General features: G+C 45.0%; 25 protein-coding genes. 12 read left to right on the forward strand and 13 right to left on the reverse strand.

The features are described 5' to 3' along the window. Positions 1-15: 15 nt before the first annotated feature. The 3 genes from mutS (at position 16) to ACLSU7_RS02145 (ending at position 5,704) form a co-directional block, all read left to right on the forward strand. A complete protein-coding gene (gene mutS / locus ACLSU7_RS02135) occupies positions 16-2,520 on the forward strand; it encodes a DNA mismatch repair protein MutS (protein WP_413293881.1) in 2,505 nt (834 codons plus the stop codon). Positions 2,521-2,547: 27 nt separating this feature from the next. Then, positions 2,548-4,863 carry an ACT domain-containing protein gene (locus ACLSU7_RS02140; RefSeq protein ID WP_413293883.1) on the forward strand — a complete coding sequence of 772 codons (2,316 nt, stop codon included), beginning with the start codon at positions 2,548-2,550 and terminating at the stop codon, positions 4,861-4,863. Between the two features lie 157 nt (positions 4,864-5,020). Beyond that, on the forward strand, positions 5,021-5,704 hold the full coding sequence (locus tag ACLSU7_RS02145; protein WP_413293885.1) for a PilZ domain-containing protein: 684 nt from the start codon (positions 5,021-5,023) through the stop codon (positions 5,702-5,704). A 27-nt stretch (positions 5,705-5,731) separates the two neighbouring features. Here the strand turns inward: ACLSU7_RS02145 and ACLSU7_RS02150 are convergent, their stop codons facing one another. The 4 genes from ACLSU7_RS02150 to ACLSU7_RS02165 all read right to left on the reverse strand — a co-directional run bounded on the left by ACLSU7_RS02150 (position 5,732) and on the right by ACLSU7_RS02165 (position 7,990). Further along, the gene (locus ACLSU7_RS02150) at positions 5,732-6,925 is read right to left on the reverse strand and encodes an MFS transporter (RefSeq protein ID WP_413293887.1); all 1,194 of its coding nucleotides are present in this window, start codon (positions 6,923-6,925) and stop codon (positions 5,732-5,734) included. 62 nt (positions 6,926-6,987) lie between these two features. After that, positions 6,988-7,182 (reverse strand): hypothetical protein, encoded by a 195-nt coding sequence (locus tag ACLSU7_RS02155; protein WP_142700286.1) that lies wholly within the window; start codon positions 7,180-7,182, stop codon positions 6,988-6,990. 85 nt (positions 7,183-7,267) lie between these two features. Beyond that, positions 7,268-7,699 carry a hypothetical protein gene (locus tag ACLSU7_RS02160; protein WP_413293889.1) on the reverse strand — a complete coding sequence of 144 codons (432 nt, stop codon included), beginning with the start codon at positions 7,697-7,699 and terminating at the stop codon, positions 7,268-7,270. Positions 7,700-7,726: 27 nt separating this feature from the next. After that, complete coding sequence (locus tag ACLSU7_RS02165; RefSeq protein WP_413293890.1) at positions 7,727-7,990, reverse strand: hypothetical protein; 264 nt, start codon at positions 7,988-7,990, stop codon at positions 7,727-7,729. A 261-nt stretch (positions 7,991-8,251) separates the two neighbouring features. Here ACLSU7_RS02165 and ACLSU7_RS02170 point away from each other — a divergent pair, with 261 nt between their 5' ends. From ACLSU7_RS02170 to ACLSU7_RS02180, 3 genes are read left to right on the forward strand one after another with little or no spacing between them, the layout of a single operon-like run. Then, positions 8,252-9,043: a phosphatase domain-containing protein gene (locus ACLSU7_RS02170; protein WP_413293893.1), complete on the forward strand. Its 792-nt coding sequence runs from the start codon at positions 8,252-8,254 to the stop codon at positions 9,041-9,043. Continuing rightward, positions 9,043-9,858 (forward strand): hypothetical protein, encoded by an 816-nt coding sequence (locus ACLSU7_RS02175; protein WP_413293895.1) that lies wholly within the window; start codon positions 9,043-9,045, stop codon positions 9,856-9,858. The genes ACLSU7_RS02170 and ACLSU7_RS02175 overlap by 1 nt, the downstream gene beginning before the upstream one ends. Continuing rightward, complete coding sequence (locus ACLSU7_RS02180; protein ID WP_413293897.1) at positions 9,858-10,295, forward strand: SufE family protein; 438 nt, start codon at positions 9,858-9,860, stop codon at positions 10,293-10,295. The genes ACLSU7_RS02175 and ACLSU7_RS02180 overlap by 1 nt, the downstream gene beginning before the upstream one ends. A 52-nt stretch (positions 10,296-10,347) precedes the next feature. On the opposite strand, the gene ACLSU7_RS02185 is transcribed toward ACLSU7_RS02180, so the two are convergent. Together ACLSU7_RS02185 and ACLSU7_RS02190 are read right to left on the reverse strand one after the other, a co-directional pair. After that, a complete protein-coding gene (locus tag ACLSU7_RS02185; protein WP_413293899.1) occupies positions 10,348-10,620 on the reverse strand; it encodes a hypothetical protein in 273 nt (90 codons plus the stop codon). 231 nt (positions 10,621-10,851) lie between these two features. After that, entirely contained in the window at positions 10,852-11,556 is a 705-nt protein-coding gene (locus ACLSU7_RS02190; protein ID WP_413293901.1) for a YebC/PmpR family DNA-binding transcriptional regulator, read from the reverse strand. Positions 11,557-11,621: 65 nt separating this feature from the next. Between ACLSU7_RS02190 and ACLSU7_RS02195 the strand changes: the two genes are divergently transcribed. From ACLSU7_RS02195 to ACLSU7_RS02215, 5 genes are all read left to right on the forward strand, one after another. Further along, positions 11,622-12,416, forward strand: a complete 795-nt coding sequence (locus ACLSU7_RS02195; RefSeq protein WP_413293903.1) for a DUF455 family protein — start codon at positions 11,622-11,624, stop codon at positions 12,414-12,416. A 250-nt stretch (positions 12,417-12,666) separates the two neighbouring features. After that, the gene (locus ACLSU7_RS02200; protein ID WP_413295450.1) at positions 12,667-13,329 is read left to right on the forward strand and encodes a hypothetical protein; all 663 of its coding nucleotides are present in this window, start codon (positions 12,667-12,669) and stop codon (positions 13,327-13,329) included. A 42-nt stretch (positions 13,330-13,371) separates the two neighbouring features. Further along, a complete protein-coding gene (locus ACLSU7_RS02205) occupies positions 13,372-14,199 on the forward strand; it encodes a substrate-binding periplasmic protein (RefSeq protein ID WP_413293905.1) in 828 nt (275 codons plus the stop codon). Further along, positions 14,192-15,013, forward strand: a complete 822-nt coding sequence (locus ACLSU7_RS02210; protein WP_413293907.1) for a substrate-binding periplasmic protein — start codon at positions 14,192-14,194, stop codon at positions 15,011-15,013. Before ACLSU7_RS02205 ends, ACLSU7_RS02210 begins: the two co-directional genes overlap by 8 nt. Before the next feature lie 57 nt (positions 15,014-15,070). Then, positions 15,071-15,697 (forward strand): hypothetical protein, encoded by a 627-nt coding sequence (locus ACLSU7_RS02215; RefSeq protein ID WP_413293909.1) that lies wholly within the window; start codon positions 15,071-15,073, stop codon positions 15,695-15,697. Here ACLSU7_RS02215 and ACLSU7_RS02220 read toward each other — a convergent pair. From ACLSU7_RS02220 to ACLSU7_RS02245, 6 genes are all read right to left on the reverse strand, one after another. Next, on the reverse strand, positions 15,694-17,433 hold the full coding sequence (locus tag ACLSU7_RS02220; RefSeq protein WP_413293911.1) for a hypothetical protein: 1,740 nt from the start codon (positions 17,431-17,433) through the stop codon (positions 15,694-15,696). The two genes, ACLSU7_RS02215 and ACLSU7_RS02220, sit on opposite strands and share 4 nt — an antisense overlap. Positions 17,434-17,569: 136 nt before the next feature. Beyond that, positions 17,570-18,310 carry a pseudouridine synthase gene (locus ACLSU7_RS02225; RefSeq protein WP_413293913.1) on the reverse strand — a complete coding sequence of 247 codons (741 nt, stop codon included), beginning with the start codon at positions 18,308-18,310 and terminating at the stop codon, positions 17,570-17,572. Then, on the reverse strand, positions 18,307-18,696 hold the full coding sequence (locus ACLSU7_RS02230) for a 6-carboxytetrahydropterin synthase (RefSeq protein ID WP_413293915.1): 390 nt from the start codon (positions 18,694-18,696) through the stop codon (positions 18,307-18,309). The genes ACLSU7_RS02225 and ACLSU7_RS02230 overlap by 4 nt, the downstream gene beginning before the upstream one ends. Continuing rightward, a complete protein-coding gene (locus tag ACLSU7_RS02235) occupies positions 18,693-19,442 on the reverse strand; it encodes an SDR family NAD(P)-dependent oxidoreductase (RefSeq protein WP_413293917.1) in 750 nt (249 codons plus the stop codon). The genes ACLSU7_RS02230 and ACLSU7_RS02235 overlap by 4 nt, the downstream gene beginning before the upstream one ends. A 121-nt stretch (positions 19,443-19,563) precedes the next feature. Further along, a complete protein-coding gene (locus ACLSU7_RS02240; RefSeq protein WP_413293919.1) occupies positions 19,564-20,742 on the reverse strand; it encodes a C1 family peptidase in 1,179 nt (392 codons plus the stop codon). Between the two features lie 214 nt (positions 20,743-20,956). Next, a complete protein-coding gene (locus ACLSU7_RS02245; RefSeq protein ID WP_142700268.1) occupies positions 20,957-21,175 on the reverse strand; it encodes a hypothetical protein in 219 nt (72 codons plus the stop codon). Between the two features lie 184 nt (positions 21,176-21,359). Between ACLSU7_RS02245 and ACLSU7_RS02250 the strand changes: the two genes are divergently transcribed. Next, the gene (locus tag ACLSU7_RS02250; RefSeq protein ID WP_413293921.1) at positions 21,360-22,556 is read left to right on the forward strand and encodes an IucA/IucC family protein; all 1,197 of its coding nucleotides are present in this window, start codon (positions 21,360-21,362) and stop codon (positions 22,554-22,556) included. On the opposite strand, the gene ACLSU7_RS02255 is transcribed toward ACLSU7_RS02250, so the two are convergent. Next, positions 22,549-23,754, reverse strand: a complete 1,206-nt coding sequence (locus ACLSU7_RS02255) for an EAL domain-containing protein (protein ID WP_413293923.1) — start codon at positions 23,752-23,754, stop codon at positions 22,549-22,551. The genes ACLSU7_RS02250 and ACLSU7_RS02255 overlap by 8 nt on opposite strands. Position 23,755: the final 1 nt, after the last annotated feature.

Raw genomic sequence — 23,755 nt, forward strand, 5'->3', positions numbered from 1 at the left:
AATCTTACTCCACTTATGAAGCAGTACTGGGACATTAAATCTGTCCATCAAGATAAGATCCTTCTTTTCCGCATGGGGGACTTTTTTGAAATGTTCTTTGATGATGCGGTGAAAGCAGCGCCTGTATTAGGCATTGCCCTTACTCAAAGAAATAAAAAATCCCAGGACGAAACTCCGATGTGCGGGATGCCTCATCATTCTGTGGCGGGTCCCATCAATAAACTTTTGGCCCATGGTTTTAAAGTTGCGATCTGTGATCAGTTGGAAGATCCAAAGGCCGCTAAAGGCATTGTAAAACGTGGTGTCACCCGCGTTCTGACTCCGGGTATGGTTTATGATTCCGATACTTTGGACGGGACGAAGCCCCACTACTTGGTGAGTATTGATCAAACTTCGATCAGCTTCCTTGATTCAACGACGGGTGAAGCATTCTTTTTTAAATCTAAAAACTCTCACGAGCTTTTGCGTTTCGTTCAGATCTTGCCTGTGGCAGAGATCGTAATCGCCAAAGAACACGAAGCTCTGCTTGCTGGGTTGGATAATATCCTGATCAGTCATCATGAAGAAATGATGGACGCTGAAAATGATCTTCTTAAAAATGCAGCTCCGGCTTCAGCAGCAAGACTTCTGAGCTATGTCTTGCAGTTGTCAGGCGAAGAAGCTTTGAAAACTCTTTCACCATTCGTAGAAAGAGATCTTGAGCACCGTCTGGAGATCTCCAGCACGACGCTAAGACATTTGGAAGTGTTTTCAACATACAAGGGTGAGGGCTTGGGCAGTTTGTTCCATGCTATCAATCGCACGCAGACATCCGCCGGCAGCCGTATGCTTCGTCAGTGGCTCAGCTTCCCATTGCGTGATGTGAAAGCGATCGAAAACCGACTGGATTCAGTTGAGTTCTGGCGCAGTCATGTTTTGGAGTTAAAACGTGCTCGTCAAATTCTGGGGCAAATGGGTGATATCGAACGCCGCTTGGGTAAAATTTCTCAACCTCAGTGTAATGGTCGTGATTTGTTAGCACTTGCTGGCAGCGTTCACGCCGGAGTCAGTGCTCTTGAAGTTTTCGTTCAAGCCAGTGGTTCCACAGCTAATTTCGAAAGCCTTCGTGAGTTAGCGTATAAGATCGAAAGAACATTGGTTGAAGATCCGCCTTTGGCGACCAAACAAGGTTACTTGATCCGTCAGGGCGTTTCTTCAGAGCTGGATGAGTTGATTGATCTTTCCACGAATGCTCAAGCACTTGTGGCTAAGATGGAAGCGGAAGAAAAAGAAAAGACCGGAATCTCCAGTCTGAAAATCCGCTATAACAACGTGTTCGGTTACTATATCGAAATCACGAACTCTCATAAAGACAAAGTGCCTGCGAACTATCAACGTAAGCAGACTTTGACGAATGCAGAACGTTACTGCACGGATGAATTGGTAGAGCTTGAAAGAAAAGTTCTTTCTGCGAATACAAAACGTGCGGATCTTGAATTTGAATTCTTTGAGACTCTTCGTAAAGAGATCCTGACTCAGTGTCCAGCGTTGTTAACGTTGGCTCATGAGTGCAGCGAGATGGATGTGATCTCAAGCCTTGCTTGGTTAAGCCTTGAAGAAAAATACGCTCGTCCAAAATTCACAGAGAACAACTCTTTGCAGTTAAAAGCCAGCCGCCATCCGGTGGTGGAACAAACTGTAAAAACGAATTTCGTCGCTAACGACATTGAACTTCACCCGCATTCCTGCTTGTTGCTAACAGGCCCGAATATGGCCGGTAAGTCGACTTTGATGCGTCAAGTGGCACTTAATGCCATCATGGCACAAATGGGTTCATTTGTTCCAGCGGATGAAGCAAAGCTTCCGATCTTTGATGCGATCTTCACCCGTATCGGTGCAAGCGATCAATTGTCAGAAGGTCTTTCGACTTTCATGGTTGAGATGACAGAAACTTCGGCGATGCTTAAAAACGCGACTAAGAACTCTCTGGTAATTCTGGATGAAGTCGGTCGTGGTACGAGCACGTTCGATGGTATGTGCCTGGCTCAATCGATCCTTGAACACCTTCTCAGCGAAGTGAAGGCGTTGACGTTCTTTGCCACTCACTATCATGAATTGACGACATTGGATCAAAGCTATGGTCAGATCACAAATTCACACATGACTGTCGCAGAAAGAAATGGAGAAATCCGTTTCCTTCACACCTTGGTGAAGGGTCCAGCTTTGAAATCCTACGGGGTTCAAGTGGCCGAGCTTGCGGGGCTTCCTTCGACAGTGACGAAGCGTGCGAAGAGCTTGTTGCGTGAGATTGAATCGAAACGTGTTCAAGCAAGCAGTCAGCTGTCCCTGCTGGACCATGTGGATGAAACTCATCTGGAAATGGCAGCAGCTCCGGCGGTTGAGGTTCCTGTAATCCCTGAAAGTGTGAAATCTTTGATGGATGAACTGCAAAAGTACCCACTGTTGCAATCAAGTCCTCTAGAGGTCATGGGTCAGGTTGCCAAATGGAAAGCCATCGCTGAAAACACCAGCTTGCAATAGAGGGTAAATTGGCTGATCATTTTAACTATGGCAGCTAAGACGTATCTCACCAGCGAGCAGCTTGTTCAGGCTCAAGAAATTCTAAATCCACCACTAATGACACCTGATGGAGATGTCCGTCAGGTGTTTTGTTTTTCAAGCCAAAGTTTTTCACTGTGGCTGGGGGCAAAGCTTGAGGAATCACTGAAAAACAATCCTTTGTGGCGAGATACGCATCCGATCATGCTGGGGTCATGGGCCCGCGGTGAACTGAGTCCGAAATCTGATATCGATATTCTTTTTTCTGGTGATGAAGACAAAGTCCGTGAGTTCACCAATCAACTGCAGGAAAAAGGTCTAAAGCTTCGCTATCGCATGCCTGCCAATCCCGAAGATTGGACCGAGGGAGTTGAGGCCTTTGACGTTTTGGCCCTTTTAAAAGCCAAGCCCCTAACACCAGAAGGCGCGCGTAAACTTTTTGAACAGCAAAAGAGCATTTGGTCCAAGAAAAACATGTGGCGTAAGACGTTGCTGAAAGCCGTTAAAGAAGAACGCAAAGCCCGTGAAAACCGATTTGATTCCATCACCAATTATCTTGAGCCAAACTTGAAATATGGACCGGGTGGTTTGCGTGATCTTGAGCAGGGGTTGCAAATTTACGAAATGTTTGCAGAGCGTTTCACGAATCCCGGTCATGCACTGAATGTGTTAAATTACTATCGTGATTATCTGTTAAGTCTTCGTCAGAAACTTCATCTGGAAGGTCACAGCGATATCCTGTCCAGTTCCGCGCAATTCGATTTAGGAAAATGGATGGGTTTCAAAACCCACAAAGATTTCATGCGAAGCCTGCAGCGCGGGTTATCGCGAGTGAACTTTTACTCAGACTGGATCATTGCCGTGGCGGATGCTCCAGAAGAAGTTTTAAAGAAAATTGAACGCTCTGAGTTTTATAAACCAAGTGATTTGTTTTCTGCCTTAGAGAAAAATTCCAGTGTTCTGATGCAAAAGAAAGTCCGTGAAGAATTGGATCATCTTTTACCAGCCACGGAAATTAAAAAACTGGGTAAACTTCGCGGTCAGGAATTGGATCAGGTTTTAAGTGTTAAAGCTAAGGATGAGTTTCTTTATAGCATTTTTCGTTCGCGTTTAATTGATAAGCTTGTACCAGAAATCACACGCTTGGTGGGATACGTTCAGCATGACCAATACCATCGCTATACAGCTGATTCGCATATCATGCAGGCCTGTCGCGAAATCAAACGTGTCTTTGCAAAACCAAAAGAACTAGGACCTTTGCAAGCCGTGGCTAAGTCTTTAAATCCTTATGACTGGCAAGTGCTTTCATGGACGTGCATGTATCATGATTTAGCAAAGGGTATTGATAGCGGAGATCACTCCGAGGCGGGTACTGCGATTGTCACTCGAGACTTTAAAACATTTGGTTTTAAAAAGAAATTTACTGATGACGTCAATTGGATGGTGAAAAACCATTTGGAACTTTCTCAAGCGGCATTCCGTAAAAACTCCAAGGACCCGCGTGTATGGCAAGAACTGCGCGATAAAGGTGTCGAGGGCAGTGCTTTAAAGCGCCTAGCAATCTTTACAGCAGTTGATATTCGCGCCACCAACCCCGAGGCGTGGAATGAGTGGAAAGGTCGTTTGCTTGCAGAACTGGTGGAAAATCTTGAAAGTAAAAAAGCTCAAGATTATTTCACGTTCAGAACTTTAAAAGCCAAAAAGCATCTGCATATTTCGGAGGAGATTTACGAGGAGCTGGGGCCGGTCTTAGTTGACAGTTTATCAATGAATGATTTGGTGGAAGATTTGAAAAAGGCCGAGGATTCCACTGAATCGTTGCCCCCAAAAATAATGCAAACCAAAGATGGGGATACTTGGGTGCGGATGCATCAGAAGCGCGATCGCAAGGGAATCCTGGCTGATTACGTCGGTCAGTTCTATTCTCTCGGATTAGGCATTCGTCATGCCTCTATTCATACTCTGCCGAAAGTGGGAGTTTACGACTGGTTCCAGATTTCTACTCAAAAAAATCTTAAAACTTTGGAGCAATTGTTAAAGAGTTCTCAGTTGAAAGAAAAAGAAGTTCCCCAGGTTCAATTTGACCAAATTCAATTGATGAGCGCCCACGACAAAGAATGGGTGATCAGCTTTCGGGGTCCTGACCAGGCAGGTTTGCTTGCCGCAGCGGCAAAAGCTTTAAGCGACTTAAATGTCAGTATCAAATCAGCCCGGGTACACACATGGGGTCGACAAGTGGATGATATTTTCATGATCAAAGCGGAAGGGGATCCGCAACACTTGGTCCAAGCTTTGAATAATCATTTTAAAATCAATCCTTCCTAATAGAACCCGTGCCACCGTTACGCGGGTTAGTTTTAAGAACAAAGAAATTATTAATGGATATGTTCAGAGAATTATCGACGACTGTCTAAAAAGCTGTACACATTTGCAGCGAAAACATTCTGAAATCGTGTGCTCCGTTTTTGCATTGAAGATTCAAATGCAGAAACTTCCCCAGGTTCATCGCACGGTTTTATCGTTGGTCTCGGCAAAAACACTGTCTCATTTTGGGAATTCATTCCGTGGGGCAAATATTCGCCAATGTCATAGTCTGGAAAGCCTTAAAACTCAGTTAATCCAGAACCACAGGGTCGTTGTGATCGTGGAGTTCACTCGCTGTACGGCTCGTCATGTGGATGCCTTTATTTCTTTAATGAAGGATGTCGCGACAGCTCATAAGAAGCGCCAAATGAAACTGATCATCTTTGCGAAAAGTATTGATGCCAGCGTTTATCAAAAGTTTGCACGCCATCTCAATCTGCTGTTGATCCTCGAGGCAGAATCGTTAACGGCGCCATATTTAACAAGTAAGTTTCTGCATGGAGATCCTGTGTTTCTAAGATCTTCGCCAAGACTGCAGATGACAGCACCCGTCCTGGTTAAAACAACCAACTGGGTGAGCCAAGTGAATTTGGTGCAGAAAAAAGGCCGCTTTTTGGATTTCGCTTCTCAAGGCGCAAGACTCTATCTTCCCCAGAGACTATTTAAAGCCAAAGACTATGTCTCCGTTTTATATCAACTGGCGAATGAAGAGTGGGTTACAGTTGAGTGCCAACTGCGCTGGGAGTCGTCGACTCCCGATGGGGGACAGATGTTAGGGGTGCAGTTTTTAGCACTAGCCTAAAAGGATAACTACGTAAGGCCTAGAAGGCTAACCGCGCGTGGCTGGCTTGGCATTTCGACCCAGCCAAAATGCAAGGGCAGCGACAATAGTTCCCACCGTAAGAACCACGCAAACACCCGACCACTGAGCCGTATTCCAAGCAAAGGAAGCAACTAAAGATCCCAGAGCTCCACCCATGAAATAAGAAAACATATACACTGTGTTCAAGCGACTGCGGGCATCTTCGCGCAAAGCAAACACTCTGGTTTGATTTGAAATGTGGGCTGCTTGAATTCCGAAATCCAGAATGAAAATACCAATGATTAAGCCGATGATGCTGGCGCCGGAGCCCCACAAAATCAACACAGACAAAGCCAAAACACTTAAACCGATCGCGACACCCGTACGAGGTCCTTTTTTATCAGCAACTCTGCCAACCACCGGAGCTGCCAAAGCACCAGCGGCTCCCAGTAATCCAAACAGACCCACTTCTTTTGCTCCCATGCCAAAATGAGGAGAAGACAAGAGGAAAATCAAAGTGGCCCAGATAGAGCTGAACACGCCAAAAATCATCGCACCAACTATCGCCGACTCGCGCAGGATGGGCTCTTCCTTAACCAAGGTGCCGATGGATTTAATCAATCCAAAGTAAGAACCTTTGTAAGTCACTTCGCTTGCTGGAAGGATGAACCAAAGACAACTTGCCAATACGATCATCAACCCCGCTGCAGAATAAAATACGGTTCTCCAACCGAAAAGATCTCCAAGAAATCCCGCAATCGTGCGCGAACATAATATTCCGATCAATAACCCACTCATGATGATGCCGATAACTTTGCCGCGATTTTCATTACTCGCCAAATGGGCTGCGAAAGGGATAATCAACTGCGGAACCATCGTGAAAAGACCAATCAGTAAACTCGCAATCACCATGATCCACAAGCTGTGCGCAGTGGCTGCCATGATCAATGCCGCCGTGACTGCTAATGAAGTGATGACGATAAGTTTTCTTCTTTCAAACATGTCACCCATCGGAACCAGAAACAACATTCCTAAAGCATAACCCACTTGAGTCAGAGTCGGGATGATGCCGACCTCTTTTACTGTAACGCCAAACTCTTTTTGCAACTCTGCGAGCAGAGGTTGATTGTAATAAAGATTGGCAACGCTAAGACCTGTGGCGATGGCCATGATCCAAACAGTGGTGGAGGAAAGTTTTGTCGAAGCGTGAGATTGAGTCATAGATGGAGCCTGCAAGGTGAGAAAAGAAAAACACCCACTTTGAGGGTGGGTGTCTTAAGTGACTAGTTCGATTTTTTCTTTGGAGCGCCTGTGATCCCTGTGTGATTGCGCCAGTTGTACTGAGGATCTGTTTTTGTGCGGTTGTGCCAAGCTTCCCATTTTTTCTTAGGAAGTTTATGGGACACATTGCCCTTTTCGTCGAAGATATCTGGGTCTTTACCAGCGATGAATTCAAGTACGGATTTCATGATACCCATTTGGAGGCTCCTTCAAATTAATACAGAGCCAGTATAATGCAGGACCTCGTATGGGGGAATAGGAAATCCTGCTGCGATGCGGTGCTTACATGCACTTAAAGGTCATGTTGATTGAATACGCTTTCCCTAGAGCTGCGTCGGTGGCGACTCCTCCCAGGCCTAGGATTCCGCTAAAAGATTGCACGCCTTTATTGCGGTTGGCTGTGCCGTAGGTCGCTCCAGTGCCGCCGACCACTTGGGCTGCTTTGCTGATGTTTTTAGCTGTGCGATAGTCTTTTTCGTCCATTGTTCCGTTGTATTTCGCTTGTTCTGAAACGAAAGCCGCTGCTTTGCCACGTTCTTCGCAGAAGTGATTGGCTTGTGAAATAGCATCGCGATTGCCTTCATCTGTATCGTCCACGGTTAAAGAAACACGGTGAACACCATTGGCACCCGGGCGTACATCACGGTGATGGGCGCAGGCTCCAAGCATAAGAGTTACAGACAACAAAACGACAAAGCGATTCATGTTAGACACAGTGGACTCCTTTGATTTTAATAAAAATTAAGAGCGTGGGTTGGCGCAAACATCGATAATATCGAGGCCGCGGTCTTCAGAAACTTTGCCAGCGCCTTTATAGTGGTCAAAGCATTGTTGAGCAGCAACCTGGTAAGCATCTTCATAGCTTGCTGCCTGTCTTTTCACTTCGAAGGTTTGGCCAGAAAGCTTATATTTGAACGTATATTCCTTTTGAACCGCGTCTTTAGAGATCCAAGCAAAGGAACTGCAAGAGTAAGCGAGTACGAAGATAGTCAAAAGTGCTTTCATAAAAACCCCTTTTTTAAAGTCCTTCAGTTTGAAGTGACCTGATACTGGTAGCTAAAGCACGGGGTGTGCCAAAGAATCGCGCAGGGAGTCCAAAAAGACCTTTGTAACCCCATGAAATTGCTGATCTAATCGGTCTCAATTTGAACCGCTAAAGGGACCTGTTTACTTGTGAGACGGGTGCCGTGAATGGTGCAACCCCTGTCGAGGGATTGGACAGGGGAGTTGTGACGTCAAAGCTTCGGCGAGGCGTAAGGGGGATTCATGAAAAGGTTTTTAGTATCCTTGGTTTTATTGTTTGTGGGTTTTGCGGCATCGGCGCAAACGATCGTGGTAAGCGATATCGACGATACGATTCGCCCGCAATACGTGCAGGATCTTTCTGATTCCGCCAAATACGTTTTTGATAAAGACAGCCTGTTTATGGGCATGAGCGAGCTTTTAAATACGGTCGTTAAAGACACCGGCGCTCGTATGTTTTACGTGTCCCGTGCGCCTGAATGGTTGATGGGTAATACGCACTCAGCCGCCCTGGAGCGCGGTGGATTCCCGTCAGGGGTCTATTTCCCTCGCACGGTTTATTCTAAGGATGAGCACAAAGTCAGAACCCTAGTGCAAATCATCGATAAAACTCACCCGACAGACGTGATCTTGCTTGGCGATAACGGCGAAGTCGACGCCAAGGTTTATAGCACGATTGCAGACGGTTACCCGCACATTCGTTTTCACCAGTTCATTCGTGATGCCTACAACACCCCTAAATTCGGTGGTGAGGGTTCTTCGCTTTACCCGGGGCAGCTGTATTTTGTAACTCCCGTGGAGGTCGCCCTAGAGCTTAAGAGACGGGGATTTTTGAAAAATAGTTCCGTCCAACTTTTAGTTGATTACTTGGTACCACGAATTGTGGCAGAAAAGGGGAAACCAAAGCGAGGCATCATGGCCTTCCCATACTTTGTGGAATGCCGCGATTTTGTCTGGTCCTGGGATCAGGAAACTTCAGACTATCCTTTGCTTCAAAATCTCAAAGCGAAGATCGAAAAACGCTGCAATAATTAATGATTTTAAAGTACCAGCTTCCGCAAGTTTACCAAACCCTTCTCCCTCGCGAGATCCTGAATTTTGAACCTCAGGAAAAAAAGGCCACTTGTGATACTTGCGCGATGTCTCGTCCTCGCGAAAAAGGTAAAATCCATTATCGCGAGGATCTGAAGTGTTGTACTTTCCATCCATTTATTCCCAATTTTATGGTGGGAGCTCTGCTGAGTGATCCCAATGCCACCGAAGCTCATCGCATCTTTCGCGCTAAAATCGCAAATCGTGAATACTCCTTGCCGATCGGAATGGTGGCCCCCGTTAAATACCAGGTGGCCTTTAATAACCGCGAGGAAGGCGATTTCGGTCAGCGTGAAGACTGGTTGTGCCCGTACTACAACAAAGAAAAATCGAACTGCAATGTATGGAGAAACCGCGGTGTCGTTTGCACGACGTTTTTCTGTAAAAGTTCTTACGGCGATCGCGGTATCGATTTCTGGGAGCATCTGAATAACTATCTTTGGTATGTGGAGTTAGCACTTTTAGAAGAAGCTTTGGTGATGCTGGATTTTTCTCCTCGCCAGACCATGACGCTCTTGGATTATCACAACCGTACGGATGGTACGGCGGCGGAGAAAAAATCCTGGAGCATGCCTGAGGCGAAGTTCAAAGAACTTTGGAATGGTTATCATGACGACATCGAGGGTTTTTACAAAAAATGCTTTGAGATCGTGTCGAATTTAGATAAAAAAGCTTTCCATGAAATGTTAGGCGAGCAGGGACAATCTTTGGAAGAAACTCTGTTTGAAATCATCCCCGAATTGAAAGTGATTGAGTAATGTCGACTATCCAGGAACGCCAGGCACAAGTTATCGCAGATTTTTCCGCCTTCACGGATTGGGAAGATCGCTATAAGAAAATCATCGAGATGGGTAAATCCCTGCCTGAAATGCCGGAAGCTTTGAAGACTGAGCAAAACATCGTGAAGGGTTGCCAATCTCAAGTATGGCTTCACGCTGCGATGTCTGACGATGGTAAGATGTTGTTGGTCGGTGACAGCGACGCATTGATCGTTAAAGGACTTGTGGCGCTTTTGTTGAAAGTCTACTCTGGATCAACACCTAATGAAGTTTTGATGACCCCACCAGAGTTTTTACGAGCTCTGGGCTTTGAAGGGAACCTTTCCCCAAGCCGCGCGAATGGTCTGCATTCGATGTTAAAGCAGATCAAGCTTTATGCGACGGCTTTCGATTACATGCTTAAGATGAAGAAATAAAAAAAAGGCTGGAATATCTCCAGCCTTTTTTTATTTTAAGTCTTTGATAGAATTACTTCTTGTGTTCTTCTTTTTTGATTTTGCACGCAGAAACATCCGCTGCACTTACAGTCACGCCAGCTACGGACTTACCTTCCATTACTGGGTCTACGCAGTCTTTCCAAAGACCTTTTTTATTCGCGTGTTCGCCTTTTTTAAAGCCCGCAGCTTCGCAAGCAGCTTTTACTTTTGCGCACGGATGATCTTTCCCGCCGTGACCGTGGCCTTCGTTTGCAAATACAGAAGCAGAACCCATAAGTACGAGAGCCATAACTAGAGATTTCATAAATCCTCCTAAAAACTTTTTAATTAATACTACTCCACAGGGATTAATCCGAGATGAGTTTGGAATTAAATTTCATTAATTGAAACTTCGTTTTTCAAACTAACGACCTCATACAGGTACGGACACACTTTCTCCCGGTTCATCTATTTTTGAAACAAAAAAAAGGCAGGACTATGAATCCTGCCTTTTTAGAATTTGTTCATTAATTGGGAGAAGGTGTGTCCGTACCTCTTAGATTGTTGCGTGAACGCGGTGAGTGTCGTCCATGTCGTCTAGGTAGTTCAAGAACTCTTCGACGTCTTTTCTTTGTTCGTCGTTAAGCTCAGTGATGTTTTTCGCTTTGTAGGAAAGCTCAGACTTCGTCACTTTCCAGCCGCGTTTTATTAAAGCATCGCGTACGGCATCTAGTTCAGTCGCGCCAGTGTAGAACTCGTAAGAACCTTCGTCCTCACCAGGGCCTACTTCGTTTGCGCCGGCTTCGATGGCTTCTTCGTCTGGATCGAATGTTCCAGCTTTAACGCCTTCTAAAAGTCCTACGTGCTCGAACATCCAGGCAACAGAACCGGTTTCACCCATGTTGCCTTCGTGAGATTTAAAAGCGTGGCGCATGTCGGGAGCTGTTCTGTGTTTGTTGTCTGTCTGGCATTCAACGATAACGCCAACGCCGTGAGGGCCGTAGCCTTCGTACATCAACTCTTCGATAACTTTACCGTCATCCAAAAGACCGGCGCCTTTTTTGATCGCACGATCGATCGTGTCGTTCGGGCATGATACTTTTTTAGCAGCATCAATCGCCAAACGAAGACGAGCATTCGCTGCCGGATCAGGGCCTCCAACTTTTGCAGCGACTTGAATCTCGCGCGCGAGTTTTGTGAATATTTGACCCTTTTGTTGGGCTTTCTCTACTTTACCTGCGGTTTTCCATGATTTTCCCATGAGAGGAATTTCACCAAATCACGAAGTATTTGGCAAGCGAGGGAGCTGCATGTAAAACGCTTCCTATGTTGACGTTCGAAATTGCCGATGTTTGGGCCAAAATTAATGAAATTGAGAAGTCTTGTGAGGAAGCTTTTAAGCTTAAAACCCCTCATTTGGCTCCCAAGGACCCAAATCGCGATATTGACTTGCTGCATCCAAAGTATCATCCCCCGAAGAAAGGATTCTCCACCATCGAGGGACAAGCTCGCATGCTCCATGATTTGGCGAGCATTGAACTGCAGGCCATGGAGCTGGGGGTGAGAACTCTCGCCGAGTTTCCAGATGCGCCTGAGGGTTTTAAAGAAGAACTCGTGGCGGTGACGGTGTCGGAAGCTCAACATCTGCGCATGTGTTTAGAGGGCATTGAAAAATTAGGCTTCAAATGGGGAGACTGGCCCGTGCATGCAGCACTTTGGTATGCGGTGGCTCCAGAAGACACTTTGTTAGATAGAATTCTGATCGTGCATCGTTACTTGGAGGGCAGTGGCCTTGATGCCGGCGACACTTTGATTCGTCGTCTGGAAGGGACCTCTGGAAAAGAGACTATCCAAAAAATTGTGAAGCAAATCAATTTTGAAGAAATCGGTCACGTTGATTTTGGTTCACGTTGGTATCGTGAGATTTGTCGGCAAAACAAAATCAATCCAAACGAAGATTTTCCGAAACGCATGGATGAACTTCGTTATCGCCTGCCAAAACGTGTAGAGCCTATCAACCGCATCCTGCGCGGAAAGGCCGGTTTCACAGATGAAGAAATTCAGTACTATGAGAATCTTCGCCTGGACTTCATCAATCCACTCTCATCGCTTCAGCGCTAATCGACATATTTGTTTTTGGTTATAAACATATTTTAACTGAGTCCATGACTTCATCCAGAAGTCTTTTTATCTTGAGGGCATGTTGAAATGGTGGTTTTTAATCTTCCTTGTTTCATCCGCAGCCCAGGCACAAAAAATTTTTGCAAAGAAGCCTGCTAGCTGTGAACGGCGTTATATTGTTTCGTTCCTAGGAACTCCTCCTGCATACATACTTGAAAAGGGAAATAAAAGTGGTTCAGCATACGACGTTATGACCGAGCTGATGAGAAGATTAGGGTGTAAGTACACCGAGGAGCCAACATCCTATTCTGCCGCACGGGAAAACTTCATGCACAATCGCTCAGATGTATTTGGTTTTGCGCTCCCGGAATCCGCACTGGATAAATATGGTGACTATATCGAGGTGGTGAAGTTCCCTCGATCCGTCGTCGTCAATAAAAAGAACTACAAAGCCAATGCTTCGTTCGAAAGTATCCTTAAAGATCCCTCTATTTCATTCGGTGGTCTGATTTCAGGTCGGTATTTTTATAAGGACGAAGAGCTAATGCAGCTTCGTAAGGGATCACGCCTTAAAGAAATGCCGACACCAGAGGATATTTTTAATGCCTTGATCGACGGTCGTGTGCAAGCCACTTTGACCATGCCTTTGTATACTCATTATTATCTGAGTCGCTCCCATCAGAGAGTAAATTTTCAGATCATCGCTGATGAATCTGATGGCTGGACCTCTGTGGGGTTTTATCTTTCTCATAAAAGGCTTTCAGTTTTTGAAAGGGAACGCTTGAAGCGTTTGATCGGCGAGATTCGGCAAGATGGAACACTTAGAAAAATTCAAATGAAATACAATGATCCGCTGGATTTAAAATTCTATCAGCCCGCTCAATTCATGTCTTTGGCCTGGCCCGATCTTTAACACATTTTGACATAGGCGAATTGGGACAGCTAGTCTGTACTCATGCTGAGTCTTTTAATTTCTTTTGCTTTGTCATTTCCCGTGCTCGCGCAAGTAAAAAACCGCGGCATTTCATCCTGTGAAAAGCGATATGTCTTGGCCTTTTTAGATGCGGCACCCGGATTTTATAAAAATGAAAAAGGAAACAAAGAAGGCTCGTCCTATGACATCCTGATGGAAGTCGGTCGTCGATTGGGATGCAAAATTAACGAGGAGCCCGGTTCTTATTCTGCGATTCTGGAGGGATTCGTAAGACACCGCGTGGATATCACGGGCCTCACGACTAAATCTCCGAAGATGGAAAATGTTGGCGAATTTGTTGAAATGTACCGTGTACCTCGCTCACTCGTCGTGCGCAAAGATTCTTTCGGGTCCCACGATTCCATTGAAACCATTTTGAAAAATCCTAAAATCACTTTTGCCGGAATCATTGGAGGTTTGTTCTTTATTAAAGAATCAGAAAAAGAGCAGCTGTTCAAAGAACGTCGCCTGCGTGAGGTTCCGGGACCCCAGGAAATTTTCAATGCGCTGGCAGAGGGGCGCGCTCAAGCGACCTTTAGCTCTCCTGCCTTCACGGCCTATTATCTGAAACGTCAAAACAAGATGGATCAGTTTAAAATCATTCCCGACGAAAAAGGGGAGTGGCAGTCTTTAGGTTTTTACCTCTCAACGAAAAGGTTATCACAAGACGAGCGCGAACGAATTCGTTCTATAATCAGTAACGTTCGACAAGATGGTACTCTGTTAAAAATTGAGAAGAAATATGTGAACCCCGTAGACTATCTTTACTATGAACCTGTTGCTTTAAAGGATGTCAGTCACATTGAATAAGTTGATTGCTGTTTTCTTTGTTATAATGACTCCTGTTTTCTCGCAAGCGCAGGATGAGATTCGCACTTTGGTTTCCGGATGCGAAAAGCGTTACGTGCTGGCTTTTCAAGATGATGCTCCCGGTTTTTTTGTGGATGAAAAGAATAGGAAAAATGGCACGGCCTATGAACTTCTTTTGGAAATCGTTCGTCGCTTGGGTTGTAAATCCACGGAACAGATCACTCCCTATCTAACGCTAAAGGAAAACTTTCTACGCAATAAATCCGACATCTATGCTTTATCCACTCCCGATAAAGAATTGGACAAAGTGGCAGAGTTCGTGGAGATGTACAGTTTTCCAAGATCGTTGGTTGTAAGCAAGAAGGCTTCCACAGACAAAGACACTGTTCATACGTTATTAAAAAATCCGAAAATCTTATTTGGTAATGTCGCTGGTGGATTTTTATTTATGCAGCTATCGGAGCGTGAAGAGCTTGAGGCGAAACATCGTCTGAAAGAGTTTCCAGGACCCACGGGAGTTTTTAATGCCCTATCGGAAGGTCGCATTCAGGCGACTTTCAGCTCGCCCGCATTCACCTACTATTTCTTAACACGTGAAAAGAAGATGAATCAATTCCGTGCTATCCCAGATCCAGAGGGTGGTCTATATCATTCAGGTTTTTATCTTGCTCGTAAGCGTTTGACAGAAGCCGAGCGAGGCAAGATCAGAGAGATAATCCGTGAGATCCGTGCGGATGGCACCTTGTTGCGAATAGCTTCAAAATATGTGAACCCAGAAGATCTGATCTACTACAAACCAACCGGTTCATTTTGATATAAGTGATTTGTGTTTGCTCAGAGACCCCGGTACAATTTCTCAATCGGAGAAACTGTGAAAAGCCTGGTTCTTTTTTTGATTATAACTTCCTTAAGTTCTTTGGCGAGTGCTAAAGAGCAGGAGCGTGCGACTCTTCAAATTGATGAGAAAGTCGTCGTTGAGGATGTTCTGGTTAAAAAAGGTCAGCCTAAAAAAGATCAGCTGACTGTCAACGGTTATACCATTCAAAGTTCCTCACTGGACGCCGTTGCAAAAAAATATAAAGCCAAAATCAATGAATCGGGCGAAGGTGAGGATCTGGTGTCGTTGGTGTGTCTAATTGGCGCAGACAAAACCGCACTGGAATTTACTTCGGGGGATATGGGCGGTGAATCCAATCAAATTCTGACGATTGGTTTGTATCAAAAGGCCTCTAAGTATAAGCATAAAAAAGACTGCGATAAGGTCGATAAACGTTTTAAGAAAACCAAAATTGCGGGACTGACTTTGGGAATGACCGAAAAGGAAGTCATCAAAAAGCTGGGTGAACCCAGCAAGCAGGCGAAGGCTTTTGTTCTTTATTATTACGAAGATAAGAAAAAGCTAAACGGCGTCAAGTTCGATGTGACTTCCGTGATTCACGTAAAGCTTGATAAAGGCAAAGTCATTTCCGTTTCGGTCAGCCAGATAATGGCTTATTAGTAACCGTAAATATCACGATTAGAACAATTCCAGATATTCTTCATCTGATTACCGCGAATCTTAAAGGTCTCTGCCAGCAGATAGCATTCTGGTCGAGAATTCAGGAATCTTTGCTTGTTGTTGCTCCAACAGTACCAACGCATATCATCGGCATTTTCTGGATCAGGATTGCGACCTGCAAAATAATCGCAGACATCGGGCGACAAGTTCGCCTGATTTTCACTCAAGCAGGTCCATTCTTTGCCCAATGAATAATCCATGCGAAATTCGGCATTAAAAACGCAAGCAGGCAGGCCAGGGGCATTAAGAAGTGAATAACGATACTGGCCTAGGACCTTTCTTGCGCTGATGAAAAGACGAGTGCGCAAAACAGGGTCTGCGGTTTTTAAAACCATGGACAAAAAGTCCATGTCACCTTCGTTCCAGAAAGGCTTCATCACGTAAAGTGCAATGGTTCTTTCGTGTTCCTTGTCGGGTGAGGCAATTTTGCTGAACAAGAAATCGCGGATGTCATTGTTGATTTCAGAATAGCAGCTTAAGGTTAGCATGAAATAAGGCGAGCGTTTGGAGAGCTCCTGCAGGCGGGTGAAGGTCATGTTTTGAAATCCCGGCTCGTCACGGATGATGCCGCAGATTTGACGAACTTTTGCGTAATTCATGCTTTGACCATAAGCTTGATCCAAAAGCATACGCACTTGGATGTCGCGAGTGATGGGATCCATCAGGCCCAGGCTTGACGCCACCTGCATGACATCATGCTGAATCGTGACCAGCTGACTGTTGTTCGCCTTAATTTTGGATAACGATTTGCTGATGATTTGTTTTGTTGCTTGGTCAATTTGACCCGCGATGCTGTCACCATATGAAAGCTGACTTGCCAGAGAGTCAAAATACGTGGTGACTTTGTTCTCCTGAGCGATCTGAGTCAAAGCAGCACTTTGCACAGATTTATCATTCGAGCGAAGTGCACAATATAGACCACGTGCTTCAGGCGGGACAGCTTTTTGAGGAATTGTTTCTCGGAAGGCCTGACCTTTAAAGGCATTTAAAATTGCGGTGTTCGGCGCATTTGAAATCGTATCAAGATGGGTGTTGTAGTTTCCAACGCTTTTCAAATAGCGATTTAAAATAGGTGCCGCATATTTTCCGAGGGGGCCCGTGGAATAAAAGCCATAAAGTTTGGGTGTCTCTGGGAAGATGGAAGCAAAACGTTTTTCAAGACTGAAACCCTGCTGAGAGTAGCGAGACGCCACGACTTGTTCTGCGAAATCCAAGGGAATGCCGTCATTCAATAAAACATTCAAATACTGATCAATGGTGCGGTGATCACGGGCTTGAGAAGCCAGAGTGTTACAGCCCATCAAAAAAACTTCTTTAGGATTTTTTAAAATACCCGGGCAAGAATTATCGCAGCTGGCTTTTTCCATTTGTGCGATATCGATTGTTTGGGAAGTGCCTTCACCGAAAAACAGACCGCCAAAATGGCCTGAGATTAAAAGAACATCGCACTTAATTCCACTCGCACAGGCGTTTTGAAACCAACGTGGATCTTTATTGGGTGGTACCAATTCTACGAAGTCGAAGCCCTGTTTAGTAAGTGCTAAAGCGAACGTATTGATCTCGTCATTCGAGTTCAAGGTCATGCTACAGAATGTTTTTGCATGGGCGTTGTTTGCGACTAAAAGTGCCGCAATACCAACCCCTAAAATATACTTAATGAAACGAAGTGTTTTCATATTCCAGCTTACATCCTATAGTGGGTGCTCCACGAGGAAACATGATGCAAGGCAGATGCTAGGGTGGTGGGGAATATAGTGGAATTGACTGAGTTTTTACTGTCTATGATGCCCATTAAGGGCACCCATTAGAGTTCTAATCCAGGCTCTCGTCCTCTTCAAGGAAGCGCCATTTGCCTTCAGGAAGCTTACCCAGTCGAACATTCCCGATGCGCACGCGTTTTAGGCCCGTAACTTTTAAGCCCACAGCCTCACACATGCGACGGATTTGACGTTTCTTTCCCTCTTTTAGGATGAAGCGCAATTGATCGTCATTAATCCATTCGACTATCGCAGGTTTAAGTTCTTTACCATCGAGGGAAAGCCCATGACGAAGAAGCTTTAGTTTATCGTCGGGCAAGTTTCCCATCACTCGCACGATATATTCTTTTTCAAGCTTGGTTTCCTCATTGATGATTTTCTTAGCGATACGACCGTCTTGCGTGAATAGCAAAAGCCCCTGAGAGTCGATATCCAAGCGGCCCGCCACGGCAATGCCTTTAAGGTGTTCGGGCTTTAAGCGCATTTTAGAATCGCCAAATTGGTTTTGATCTGTGATCAGACGAATTGCAGGAATATACTGCGGTTCGGGCTGCGCGGAAACATAACCCACGGGTTTATTTAAAAGAATTGTTACCAGCTTTTTTTGCTGTTTAAGGGCTTGGGCTTCCAAGGTGATTTTAACATCTGGCTCTACCTTGGTTCCCAACTGATCCACGATTTGACCGTTCACCATCACCAAGCCGCGAGAGATGTAATCGTCCGCTTCACGACGAGAGCAAATGCCTCTTTCAGCCATCAGTTTGGACAGACGTACTTTTTCTTTTTCTTCACTCATGGCTGGATCTCCGTCCAAAGGTCATTCATTTCGTACAGTTTAATATGGGCGATCTTGTTTGCTGGCAAATGCTCTTTTAGCTTTTCCTGAAAATACAGGGCAATATTCTCTGTCGTCGGGATTTTATTTTTAAGTTCCGGGATCACGAAGTTCAAATGCTCGTGATCAAGAACCGCCGTCAGACTCTTTATCAGAGCTTTGTACTCTTCAAGTCTTACTTGAAGCTCGTCTTCCGTCAGATGAAAACCTACTTCGAGTGTGTAGTTGTGACCATGCCCATGTTCGGTAAAACATCTCCCAAAGTTCTTTAGGTTTTCCTCAGAACTCCACAGGGGTTGATGATAAAGATGGGCACTCGAAAACGAGCTCTTAAGAGTTAAAATCATGTGTTGGTAATTCCACCATCAACCGCCAGCACGGCTCCCGTAGTCCAGCTGGAATGATCGTTACTGCCTAAGAAGTAAATGGCTTTTGCAATCTCTTCGGCAGTTCCAATGCGACCCAAAGGTTGCATCGGATTCATCTGAGCGATGGCAGCATTGCGTTTTTCTTCTTCCAAGGAATGGAACTGATGGATAGGGGTGTCAACGATCCCTGGTGCCACACAGTTCACACGAATGTTGAAGGCACCGCCCTCAAGGGAATTGCTTTGCGTGAGATTAATCATGGCAGCCTTCATTGCAGAATAGGCTGACGTCGCGGCCGTTGGTTTTAAACCAAGAGAGGAAGACACGTTGACGATAGAGCCTCCTCCATGTTGTTTAAAGTAAGGGAAGAAGGCGCGAGTTAAGCGCACAGCACTCATCAAGTTCACTTCAAATTCTTTTTGCCATAACTCATCAGAGCCTTGCTCTGTCGAGTGCACATCAAAGATGCCAGCGTTATTAACCAATACTTCCACCTTATGAATGGTGGTCGAGGTGATCTCGGCAATGCGTTTATTCAGAGCTGCAAGGTCCGTCAGGTCGCAGCTCATCAAAGAAGCGCCGCTACGGCATTGTACAGCCACCTCAGCCAGGCGGTCCTTATTACGGCCCATCAAATAGACAAAATAACCTTGCTTGCCAAAATGAATGGCAGTGGCGGCACCGATCCCGCTGGAAGCCCCTGTGATAACGACCGCTTTTTTCATCTAAATACCTCTGTCTCAAAGAAAGACTTATGCTAGCAAAGGTCCCGGCCGATAGGAAGTCATGTCATTGCGCGAAGCTGCTTCTATCGGTTTAAAATACTTCATTTTTGGTACGGCCATCTTAGTTGCCTTTTACGGGCATTTTTAGAGTGATAGCAGGATCGATCTCCTGATACGTGATGCCCTTAGCGAAAGCTCTGAAATAGTCATCATACATGTGATAATAACCCTCATCGCCGCTGTTTTCGCCCCAGCTGTTTTTGATCTTCCATTTAACAATGTGACCTGTTTGTGGGTGGCGCTCATATCCAATGATTTGTACTGCGTGTCCGCCACCATTTTTGTCAAATTTCTCTCGCTGCTCACGAGTTAAGGGTTTTGCATAATCTGGAGTGTAAAATGCGCGGATCGACATAATGCCAGTCGGTTTGTCCACATATTCATGATGATGTTCATAAGAAAGATAAACCATACTTCCACGATCAATTAGCTGGGTCGCCATTTTTTCCACGGAATCCATATCTGTATAGACGCGTTTATCCTTTTCGACTCTTTCGGTATAAGGCATGGCTTTGCGGTTGGCATTTATAATCATTTGAGTTTGTGGACCCAAAAAGAACGAAAATTTCTTATAAGCAAACTCCTGAGGCGTCCACTGACGGCCTTCCCATTGGAAGGTCTTAGGCAGCTCCCCAACGAAATCGCGATGAAGCTGGCGCAGCTGTTCAACGCCCTTTTCAATGAGGGCTTTTTTCTGAGCAGGGTCTTTAACTTTTGCGGCCAAAGATTTCGTACGACCTATGATGTTTTCGGTGTACTCTTTTAAAACTTGGGCCTGGGGATTTTTATAAAATTCAGTTTTCGGAGTCCAAAGCCCGTCGGGGATCACTCCGTAAACCAAAATGCTATCGCGAGAATTCAACGGCCCTGCACCTAGTTCAACTTTGGCAACATTTTCTTCGCCCGTTTTAAGCTGCATAATCGAGCGCGTGAGCATCTGGTGCGCACTCATAAAATGATTTGAAAGAGTCATGACTTCGCCGGTGCGCAAAGTATAAGTTTTCTCCATAGCGCCCAGCCACGAGTGCAGGTGACATGTGCCAAGATTGCATTGGTTTTTAATGGCAGTATCTTGAGGAATCTCTTTCGTATAATGATCGTTGTGTTGGAAATCGCGACGCAATTCACCCCAAGGAGTGTCAGCGAAGATCATTGAGCACAAAGGCGGTCCTGCGGCCACAGCGGTGCTCAGTGTTCCAAATTGAGACAAAAATAGCAGTGCGAATACGAATGACTTCATACCCTTCAAGTGTGCAAAGGCAGGACCAGTTGGTTATCGTCGCAAGCGATTAGAGTGGATTTGGTGGAATTAGGAAAAAATCAAATGGGTCGGGTGACAGAATAGGGAACCATGTGTAAATAAAAAAGCCGGGATGGGATTCCCGGCTTTAACGGATTTGGAATTCGAAATACTCATGAGTCCTCCGACGGAGATCGGAGGTTTAAAAATAAAACTAAGCGGCTTTGCGAGAGATGAATTGATAGTACTTCTTATCGAAGTCCGCAGCTTTCAAACCCTCTTTGGTGATCAAACCTTCTTTGAACCACATGAAGTGCTCACCGCAGAAACCAGCTTTATCAGCTTTCTTTTTGCAGCCTTCGCCGCAACATTTTTCGGAAGCAAGAGTTACTACGTTATTTGGAATTTGCTTTTCAAACTTTTTGTCAGCCATCGTTATGACCCCCAGTTGTAAATCTTAAGCTGGTTAAATGTCTTAAGACATAGAGCTTATCGGCGTTGGTCTTATCGACTTGAGTCTGTCTAGAAGAAAGTTCGAATAACTGGTCCATGGGCTTGCGCGTTCTCGAATTGAGACATCATAAGTCCCTGGCGAATATCTTGCTAAGTTATTAAGTATGAAGTGGATTTCATTCATCACAGTGCTTTTAATTGCATTACCCGGTTTTGCTGACCTTAAACGTTGGCAAAAATGGGAAGTCGAGCGCAATGATCTACAGTCCAATGAAAAGCTCTATCACAAGCTGCCTGATTTCGCTGAATTAAAGGCGTATCAAACTGAGACGCTTTATTTGCTGGAAGTTGAAACACGGTTTGTTGATTTCATATCTGTAGGCGTAAATGAAATCCCATCAGAGCTTAAGACAACAGATGGGAAGGTGAAATTTTTCATTCATCCGTCGTCCCTGGAGCTTTTCAAGGAATTAATTTCCCACGGAAAACTAACGAAAGTTGAAGCGAAACCCACAACGTCGCCCCGTACTTTTTTTGTGGGTGATATGATGGTCAAGGTTTCTTTGTCAGAAAAGGTGAATGGCGCGATTCGCACCGTGTATCCTATGCAAATGCAGCGAGCGACTGCAATCAGTTCCTTGCTCGCAAACATTCCTGAATCCACTCAGAAAGAAAATGGTTTTGGATTCCTGCCAGAACCTTTAGGAATTTTTGATAAAACTCCTAATAGTCCTTTTGGCTTCTTGGTTAGAAAAATTCCTCAGAACATCGTGGCTGGAGAAAATACTTTGGTTCCGATTTTGTCGTATGTCGCAAAAAATCTGGGACCTTCATTGCTAGAGCTCGATGCGAAGACACAAGGAATGACCTCGATTGATCTCGTAGAAAAACACCTCATTCCTGCATTGGTGAAAAGCTATGCATTTGCTGCTCAATATGGCGTCGTTCTGGAGGCCCATCAACAAAACACATTGCTGGAACTGGATTCCAAGGGGAGTTTTACGGGGCGAGTTTTTTACCGCGATTTAGATGGCGCACGAATTGACTTCAAGCTTCGCGAAAAATTAAATCTTTCGACCAAAGAGTTTTTAAACATTCAAGACAGTCAGTGGATCTTTGATTTAGAAACTCTGCAGAAAATGCGCGAGTATACCCAAGTGCCAGCTGCTCGTCCTGCGGCATGGTCGCCGGTCCTCGAGACGGCCTTTCAAAGGTACATGGTGGGTTCATCGATTTATTTATTAAGAAAATCTATCCAGGATCAAAAAGGCTATTCGCCATTTCGGATAGATAAAATCATGTACGAAGAGCTTCAGAAAAGCTCTCCTTTAGTGAATTCCTGTCAGGCAGTATTTAGATAAGTTGCATGAAAGCAAAGTGGTCAACGGGTTTAGAGAATAAATACCCTTGACCCCATTGCGCACCCAAAGTTTCAAGAACCAGGGCTTCGTCTTGATGTTCGATACCTTCAGCGATAATTTCAAAATCCATTTCGCGCGCCAGAAAGATAATACCACTGACAACGGCTTTGGATTTTGGATCGCTTAAAACCTTCATTACGAAGGAACGATCGATTTTAAGATAGGTGATGGGCATCTGAGTCAGGTATTGCAAGCTCGAGAACCCCGTACCGAAATCATCAATGGAAATGGCATAACCGTGCTGACGGCATTTGTGCAAAGTCTCGAGAGCTAAAACCCCATCCATCATCACACGTTCAGTCACTTCCAGTTTGATGTTTTTAGCATCCAGTCCTTGTTTTTCGCGCAGGTCTTCAAGGTTTTCCAGGAAGTCTGAATGCGTGAACTGACGGCCTGAAATATTGATGCTCATCATGAAATCGTCGGCTTCTTTGTTTTTGCCTTTGGATTTCAAATGATCTTGAATGACTTTCAATTCTTTTAAAGCCGCATTGATAATCCAGTGACCAATGGGGATCACCATCGAGGAATTTTCAATCACGTCAATGAAAACATTCGGAGAGATCAAGCCCCGCGTGGGACTTTTCCAGCGCAGCAAAGCTTCGCAGCCTTTGATTTTGCGGGATTTAAGTTCAACGATTGGTTGATAGAAAAGTTCGAACTCTTTGTTTTGAAACGCTTGAAAGATTTCGTTTTCAAGTTTGATTTTTTGCAAAGCATCCGCCGCGCCGTCATCTGTTCCCATCATGCTTTCGATTTGCATGTCGGCGATTTTAAGGTTTCCACCCAGATTCATATTGGTGTTGCGACGAAGTCTTTTTAGTAAAACGCGCATCAGTAGTTGTACAACTGTGTCCGCCATGGAAACGCGTTCTAAGAGTTGTTGTTTGGTGACGATGCTGAGTCTGACATCTTCCAGTGCGCGGACCGAAGCGGAGCGATCTTGGTTGTCGATCAATGACATCTCACCAAAAATTTCACCTTCGCCTAATATGGAAATAGGAATTTCTTCCTGATCTTTAGAGAGGTAAATAAGTACGCGACCTTTTTCGATGATGTAAGCGCAATCTCCGGCGTCGCCCTCATTAAAAACGATCTGATCTTTCAGAATATCCACGGATTGAGGTAACAATGTCATA

Source organism: Bdellovibrio sp. HCB185ZH (assembly GCF_047302455.1).
GTDB lineage: Bacteria > Bdellovibrionota > Bdellovibrionia > Bdellovibrionales > Bdellovibrionaceae > Bdellovibrio.

What these genes read in the sequence shown, in the direction of transcription:
- mutS (WP_413293881.1), top strand. Translation starts at nt 16, where the DNA reads ATGAAGCAGTACTGGGACATTAAATCTGTCCATCAAGATAAGATCCTT.
- ACLSU7_RS02140 (WP_413293883.1), top strand. Translation starts at nt 2,548, where the DNA reads ATGGCAGCTAAGACGTATCTCACCAGCGAGCAGCTTGTTCAGGCTCAA.
- ACLSU7_RS02145 (WP_413293885.1), top strand. Translation starts at nt 5,021, where the DNA reads ATGCAGAAACTTCCCCAGGTTCATCGCACGGTTTTATCGTTGGTCTCG.
- ACLSU7_RS02150 (WP_413293887.1), bottom strand. Translation starts at nt 6,925, where the DNA reads ATGACTCAATCTCACGCTTCGACAAAACTTTCCTCCACCACTGTTTGG.
- ACLSU7_RS02155 (WP_142700286.1), bottom strand. Translation starts at nt 7,182, where the DNA reads ATGGGTATCATGAAATCCGTACTTGAATTCATCGCTGGTAAAGACCCA.
- ACLSU7_RS02165 (WP_413293890.1), bottom strand. Translation starts at nt 7,990, where the DNA reads ATGAAAGCACTTTTGACTATCTTCGTACTCGCTTACTCTTGCAGTTCC.
- ACLSU7_RS02170 (WP_413293893.1), top strand. Translation starts at nt 8,252, where the DNA reads ATGAAAAGGTTTTTAGTATCCTTGGTTTTATTGTTTGTGGGTTTTGCG.
- ACLSU7_RS02175 (WP_413293895.1), top strand. Translation starts at nt 9,043, where the DNA reads ATGATTTTAAAGTACCAGCTTCCGCAAGTTTACCAAACCCTTCTCCCT.
- ACLSU7_RS02180 (WP_413293897.1), top strand. Translation starts at nt 9,858, where the DNA reads ATGTCGACTATCCAGGAACGCCAGGCACAAGTTATCGCAGATTTTTCC.
- ACLSU7_RS02185 (WP_413293899.1), bottom strand. Translation starts at nt 10,620, where the DNA reads ATGAAATCTCTAGTTATGGCTCTCGTACTTATGGGTTCTGCTTCTGTA.
- ACLSU7_RS02190 (WP_413293901.1), bottom strand. Translation starts at nt 11,556, where the DNA reads ATGGGAAAATCATGGAAAACCGCAGGTAAAGTAGAGAAAGCCCAACAA.
- ACLSU7_RS02195 (WP_413293903.1), top strand. Translation starts at nt 11,622, where the DNA reads ATGTTGACGTTCGAAATTGCCGATGTTTGGGCCAAAATTAATGAAATT.
- ACLSU7_RS02200 (WP_413295450.1), top strand. Translation starts at nt 12,667, where the DNA reads ATGACCGAGCTGATGAGAAGATTAGGGTGTAAGTACACCGAGGAGCCA.
- ACLSU7_RS02205 (WP_413293905.1), top strand. Translation starts at nt 13,372, where the DNA reads ATGCTGAGTCTTTTAATTTCTTTTGCTTTGTCATTTCCCGTGCTCGCG.
- ACLSU7_RS02220 (WP_413293911.1), bottom strand. Translation starts at nt 17,433, where the DNA reads ATGAAAACACTTCGTTTCATTAAGTATATTTTAGGGGTTGGTATTGCG.
- ACLSU7_RS02225 (WP_413293913.1), bottom strand. Translation starts at nt 18,310, where the DNA reads ATGAGTGAAGAAAAAGAAAAAGTACGTCTGTCCAAACTGATGGCTGAA.
- ACLSU7_RS02230 (WP_413293915.1), bottom strand. Translation starts at nt 18,696, where the DNA reads ATGATTTTAACTCTTAAGAGCTCGTTTTCGAGTGCCCATCTTTATCAT.
- ACLSU7_RS02235 (WP_413293917.1), bottom strand. Translation starts at nt 19,442, where the DNA reads ATGAAAAAAGCGGTCGTTATCACAGGGGCTTCCAGCGGGATCGGTGCC.
- ACLSU7_RS02240 (WP_413293919.1), bottom strand. Translation starts at nt 20,742, where the DNA reads ATGAAGTCATTCGTATTCGCACTGCTATTTTTGTCTCAATTTGGAACA.
- ACLSU7_RS02245 (WP_142700268.1), bottom strand. Translation starts at nt 21,175, where the DNA reads ATGGCTGACAAAAAGTTTGAAAAGCAAATTCCAAATAACGTAGTAACT.
- ACLSU7_RS02250 (WP_413293921.1), top strand. Translation starts at nt 21,360, where the DNA reads ATGAAGTGGATTTCATTCATCACAGTGCTTTTAATTGCATTACCCGGT.
- ACLSU7_RS02255 (WP_413293923.1), bottom strand. Translation starts at nt 23,754, where the DNA reads ATGACATTGTTACCTCAATCCGTGGATATTCTGAAAGATCAGATCGTT.